This is a genomic window from Paenibacillus sp. P4_A7 (genome assembly GCF_056402455.1).
On the sequence record NZ_JBFUHJ010000314.1, the window covers coordinates 1 to 6,437 of the forward strand.

General features: G+C 41.9%; 5 protein-coding genes. All 5 read left to right on the forward strand.

Going from position 1 to position 6,437, the window contains the following annotated elements:
• On the forward strand, nucleotides 1–1,417 hold a 1,417-nt coding region (locus AC1DWN_RS24760), incomplete at its 5' end, for a sensor histidine kinase (RefSeq protein WP_477561557.1).
• 159 nt (nucleotides 1,418–1,576) lie between these two features.
• Nucleotides 1,577–3,220 (forward strand): extracellular solute-binding protein, encoded by a 1,644-nt coding sequence (locus AC1DWN_RS24765; protein WP_477561558.1) that lies wholly within the window; start codon nucleotides 1,577–1,579, stop codon nucleotides 3,218–3,220.
• 73 nt (nucleotides 3,221–3,293) lie between these two features.
• The gene (locus tag AC1DWN_RS24770; protein ID WP_477561559.1) at nucleotides 3,294–4,184 is read left to right on the forward strand and encodes an ABC transporter permease; all 891 of its coding nucleotides are present in this window, start codon (nucleotides 3,294–3,296) and stop codon (nucleotides 4,182–4,184) included.
• 21 nt (nucleotides 4,185–4,205) lie between these two features.
• Nucleotides 4,206–5,099, forward strand: coding sequence for a carbohydrate ABC transporter permease (locus AC1DWN_RS24775; RefSeq protein ID WP_477561560.1), 894 nt, complete (start codon nucleotides 4,206–4,208; stop codon nucleotides 5,097–5,099).
• 28 nt (nucleotides 5,100–5,127) lie between these two features.
• Nucleotides 5,128–6,437 (forward strand): DUF5054 domain-containing protein (locus AC1DWN_RS24780; protein ID WP_477561561.1); only part of this gene is annotated, 1,310 nt, incomplete at its 3' end.

The window sequence follows — 6,437 nt, forward strand, 5'->3', positions numbered from 1 at the left end:
CCCCTATCTTGGTGTCATCTTATATTTTGATAAGAAGGGCAACGTACTCTTTAACAATCGCGAGGTAACGGATTCATTCATGAATCAGTCCTCTAATCTGTTGTCCAAGGTGAACGGTGTCACGTTCTCGGGGCCGAAAAAAACGGCATATCGCTATGGCGAGTATGAGGTATTCTCGCTGATACGCCCAGTTGAATCGCCGGGAGAGAATACTGAGACTAACYCGTATTTTGTTTATATGGAAACCAATGTGAAGCTTTTTGAGAAGCTCTTGAATAAGAATCAGTATGGAATGAACGTTTCTCATGTGCTCCTTAATCAATCGGGAGAAGTAGTATTCAGTGATATCCCGCAGGAAGATATCTCGGAAAGCAGCAATCAAGAGTTTCAACAGATGGAGGGAAGTTTAAGAACGAACGGCTATTATTTATATAAGGTAAAAAGCGAACAAGGCTGGAGCCTGATCGTAAAAATACCCAAATCGGAATTTAATCGGGAATTCACGAGCTGGCTTATTAAATTTGTAATCGTTTTATTTGGCGGAATGGCAATCAGTATTATATTTGCATTCGTCATTTGGCGTTCTCTCTACCGTCCTTTGAAAAAAATCGGACATGAGATAACACAGATGGATGTTCTTCATGCGGACAAGCCGATGCTATTGACACGTGTTATGGAATTCGATGTACTCGTTAAGAAGATCAATCAAATGAGAGAGCGAATTCAGTACTTATTCAAGGAAGTGGAGGCGCGCGAACGCGCAAAACGACATTTGGAAGTAGAGAAGCTGCTTTATCAGATTAATCCGCACTTTATTCATAATACGCTCAATTCAATCCAGTTCATGGCGAGAATGAATGGTCAAATAGAAATCGATCGCATGGTATCCATCTTTACGAGGGTGCTTCATTACAATCTCGACAAGAGAGGTGAGACTGTTGATTTGAAGGAAGAACTGAAGGCGCTTCAGGATTACATCGAGCTACAACAGATTCGGTACGATTATGAATTCATGGTACGTTTTCATGTTGAGCAGGAGATCATGGAATCGGTAATACCGATTCCAAAGTTCATTTTGCAGCCTGTTGTAGAAAATGCGCTTTATCACGGAATGGACCATAATGAGGGATCGATAGAAGTAAATATTACGCAGGCTGATCCTAATTACGTGGTCATACAAATTATCGACAACGGGGGCGGAATGACTGAAGAAGAAATTGTTCGTCTTCTATCAGATGAGAGTCATAAATCAAGCAAATCAGGACTAGGAATTGGATTGAATTATGTTAAAAGAATGCTTGAGGCACACTATGAGAATGATTACTCTTTTGATATAACAAGTAAAATAACAGAAGGAACGATCGTAACCCTACGACTTCCGACGGTAAATGTGGAAAAAGTAAGTAAGTTAGTATGAAAAAAGTCACTCGAGGTTGGAAAATGGTCCGAAAAACGTTTTGTACCATTGTAAATCAACGATAATCCCTATGTTTTCGACCGAATACTCATTCGCATAATGGACAAAATCAATTAGGATTACGGAGTATACAAAATAAGTATTAGGGGGAAATAGTGCATGTCGAAAAAATGGCTATTGCTTTTGTTAGCGTCACTCCTTTTGGTAGTAACAGCATGTGGCAATACGAATACAAACAGTAAGAACAGTCCAACAAATGAAAGCGAAGGGGATCCGGCACTGACTGATCCCAATGGGAAGTATGGCGAGCCCGTAACGCTCAAGATCGCAAAGAACTTCAATACTAAGGATTTGAAGCTCCCGAATGGAGATACGCTAGAGGTTAATGAATATACGAAATATCTCGAAAAAAAATATAACATTAAAGTTTCCTTCGCTTGGCAAACGGAAACGACTGACGCTTATCAGCAAAAAATTKGCGTAGCGATTGCAAGTCAAGATCTTCCTGATGCTTTTATTGTGAATGAGCAGCAGTTGAAACAGCTAGTTAAAGCGGATCTGATCGCTGACTTGACTGATGTCTATGCTAACAATGCAAGTGAACAAATTAAGGGCATTTATGATTCTTACGAGGATCGTGTTCTTGGCAGAGCTACATTCGACGGTAAATTGTATGCGCTACCAAATACGAGTATCGGGGGGCAGCATGCTTTCACCTGGATCAGGCAAGATTGGTTGGATAAATTGGGTCTAGAAGTACCAACTACGCTTGATGAGCTTGAAGCAGTAGCTAAAGCATTCATGGAAAAGGATCCAGACGGCAACAACAAAGCAGATACAGTGGGCTTTACCGCGCTTCCTACTCTTACAGGCTATAACTCGAACCACACATTAGATCCTATTCTTGGCGTATTCCACGCTTACAAAGGACAATTTATTGCAGATGCTTCGGGTAACGTCGCTTACAGCTCCACGCTGCCGGAGATGAAGACGGCACTTGGCAAGCTACAAGAAATGTATAAGTCCGGTCTAATCGATAAAGAGTTTGCAATACGTAAAGATGCCAATGAGCTAATAGCAAGCAATAAGGTCGGTATATTGCTCGGACCATGGTGGGCACCTTACTCTCCGCTCGGTGATTCCGTGAAAAATGATATGAAGGCGGAATGGAAACCTTATTCGGCACCTTTGGACACTGAAGGGAAACTTAATGTTTTTGACCAAGACCCGACATCGAGCTTTCTAGTAGTCAACAAGAAATACAAAAATCCTGAAGCAGTTGTTAAAATATTAAACACGGAAACAGCAGCAAATCGATCACTGGATCCCGATGCAGTGGGCATTTATAAGGGTCTGGGCATTACTTGGACAGCTTGGCCGTTAGCGGTTCAGCTAGACAAAGAAACAGCTGCTTATGACACGTATTTGGAAGTTAAGAAAGCTATCGATGCTAATGACCCATCCGAGCTAAGAATCGAATTAAAGGGCTATTATGACGATTACTTAACGAATAAAGAAAATCCTAAGAAGGACATCCCGATCTGGTCGAACGCAATAGCGAGAATAGATGGATCAGCAGAACTTGGTTCCGACAAAATTAATATTGTTAGAAATATGTTTTTCGGTAAAACAGACACTATGACACGTAAATGGGCGATTCTAACGAAGCTTGAGAATGAAACATTCTTAAAGATTGTTATGGGTGATGAGCCTGTCGATAAATTCGACGACTTCGTTACGGAGTGGAAGAAAGTCGGAGGTGACGAAATACTTAAAGAAATCAATGCGGAGATAAAAAAATAGTCAGATCAAAGCGAAGGGGCGCTGCTTATATGAACAGTGCCCTTTTTCATTCCACAGATGGGTGGCAGGTACTATGAAAAACAAAAATTTTATTGTTAATTATCATCTAATGCTTCTGCCGGGTATCGTATTACTCTTTATCTTTTCCATTATTCCTATGTTTGGCATTGTCATCGCATTTCAGGATTTTATACCAGGTATTAAGATATGGGAACAAGAATGGATTGGTCTTGAAAATTTCAAATTCATGATGGATATTCCAGACAGCAAACAGGTCTTGATAAATACGATTGTTATTGCATCATTTAAGATAATCGCCGGTTCGATTGTGCCGATCGTGTTCGCTTTGATGCTGCATGAAGTTAAGATAAGTTGGTTTAACCGTATCGTGCAAACGATCGTCTATTTGCCGCATTTTATGTCATGGGTTATTTTGGCAGGAATTATGGTATCCATGCTTTCCTTGGATGGAATTATTAATATGGTATTCAAGTTATTTGGCTTAGAACCTATCATGTTTTTGGCAAGCAACAGCTGGTTCCGTCCGATTATAATTGGAAGCGATGTATGGAAGGAGTTCGGCTTCTCTGCAATCGTTTACTTGGCAGCTTTAACCGGCATTAACCCATCCCTCTATGAGGCCRCTGAAATTGATGGTGCAAATCGATTCAAAAAACTAATTCATATTACTCTTCCGGGTATTACACCAACGATTGTATTGCTTGCTACATTAAGCTTGGGCAATGTATTGAATGCAGGCTTTGACCAGGTTTTTAACCTATATAACCCGCTGGTATATTCTTCGGGCGATATCATTGATACGTATGTATATCGAATGGGTTTAATAGAGAATCAGTATGGGCTGGCTACAGCCGTAGGTCTTTTGAAATCTRTAGTTTCCATTATTTTAATCATGATCTCTTATAAGCTTGCTGCGAAGTACGCCAATTATAGAATATTTTAATGCAAAGCGGGGTGTTGCTTTATGGTAAAATCAAGTTCACTACTAAATAAAAGCGTAGACGTTACAATTCTCATCATTCTTGTCTTGCTATCATTTCTATCTCTATTTCCACTCTTGCATACGCTTGCTCTCTCATTTAGTGAAAAAGCGGCTGCCAACGCTGGTCAGGTCGTATTATGGCCGAAGGGCTTTAATTGGTCTTCCTATAAAATCATTCTGGAGGACCAGCGGTTTTTCTCCGCGTTCAAAGTATCCGTCGAGCGAGTTTTGCTTGGGGGAGCCGTTAACATGGTGCTTACCGTTATAATGGCTTACCCTCTATCGAAAGGAAGTAATGTGTTTCCAGGTAGAAGCGTTTACATGTGGTTTCTTGTTTTCTGTATGCTATTCTCAGGCGGCCTAATTCCATTGTATATGACCGTCACAGAGCTTAATCTTCAGAATACATTATGGTCACTTGTTTTGCCTGGTGCTGTGCCGGTCTTCAACGTTATTTTAATTATGAATTTTTTTCGGAATCTACCTAAGGAGCTTGAGGAGGCTGCGGTTGTTGACGGCAGCGGGCCTTGGCAAACCTTGCTCCGCATTTATTTACCAGTCTCCTTGCCTTCGCTCGCAACTGTAACCTTGTTCAGTATCGTTGGACATTGGAATGCATTTTTTGACGGGCTCATATTTATGAGCAAGCCAGAAAATTATCCTCTCCAAACCTATATTCAACAGTTGGTCGTCAGAGTTGATCCGGAGTTACTGAAAGGAATGACTACCGATGATCTCATCCAAATCGCCAAAGCGTCCGATCGTACGCTCAATGGGGCGAAATTGATCGTTGCCATGATTCCGCTTCTTGCCATTTATCCATTCCTGCAGAAATACTTCGTGCATGGGATCGTATTGGGATCGGTTAAGGAATAATAATTATAATAAACGGAGGGTACGAATTATGAATGAAATAACAACCGTGCATGTCGTATTCAAGACGCACTTGGACATTGGGTTCACTGACTTAGCTAGCAATGTACTGAAAAAATACAAGGAAAACTTTATTCCTAAAGCACTCGAATTGGCGGAACAGATGTCCAGCCCAGAGGATAAATACGGTTTCGTATGGACGACCGGCTCGTGGTTAATTCAAGAATATTTGTCTGATGCTTCGGAGGATGAGAAGCTGCGAATGGAGAGGGCAATCCATAGCGGACATATCGCTTGGCACGGACTGCCGTTTACGACCCATACCGAGATGATGGATGCCTCTCTGTTTAAACATGGACTATCTATTGCTAGTAGATTGGACCAGAAGTACGGGAAGAAGACGATTTCGGCGAAAATGACGGATGTTCCAGGACATACACGATCTATTGTCCCTCATATGGCGGCACAAGGAATTCAATACCTTCATTTGGGTGTTAACCCCGCATCAAAGGTGCCAAGCGTGCCTTCAATGTTTGTATGGAAGAACACGGATGGATCAGAGCTTATCGTAAACTATGCAGATAATTACGGAAATACGGCTCAAGTTGAAGGATTGGATGAGGTCTTGCATTTCGCCCATACTGGCGACAATAATGGACCGCCATCTATTGAGGCCATTCACGAAGAATTCGAAAGGCTAAGAAAACTTTTTCCAGGAGCCAGAGTAATTGCATCGACAATGGATGCTTTCGCGGAGAAGCTAATCTCTGTCAAGCATAAACTTCCTGTCTTGACCGAGGAAATCGGCGATTCGTGGATTCACGGGACGGCTGCGGATCCGATGAAAATGACGAAGTTTCGAGAATTGCAGAGGATACGGGTACGTTGGTTGGAGGAAGGTAGATTAATCGAAGGAACAAATGAATGCAATTCCTTCTCAGATAATCTGTTGCTCGTGCCAGAGCATACGTGGGGCATGGATGAGAAGARGTTTCTCGGCGATTATACTAACTACAACCGCAACAGCTTCGATAAGGCAAGAGAAAAGGGCTTCGTTGGGAAAGACGCCGTCCCCTCAAAGTATCAATATATCGGAGCGTTTGCAATGGATCCCGAGGATGATATGTCCAAAGCGCAATTCAATGGTTTCGTGAATGGAGGCCAACGCTCGTACCAGGCTTTGGAAAGTTCATGGCAGGAGCAGCGGAATTATTTGGAACAGGCTATTAATGCTTTAAGCGAGGACAAGCAACAAGAAATTCGTGAGGCGCTGCTACAGCTGGAACCGACTGAAGATGTATTGAAGAACGGTATAGCAGTTGCGCCATATACTATTTATTC

Bases quoted from the DNA above. Each gene is read 5' to 3' on its own strand.
- AC1DWN_RS24775 (WP_477561560.1), top strand. From the start codon at position 4,206: ATGGTAAAATCAAGTTCACTACTAAATAAAAGCGTAGACGTTACAATT.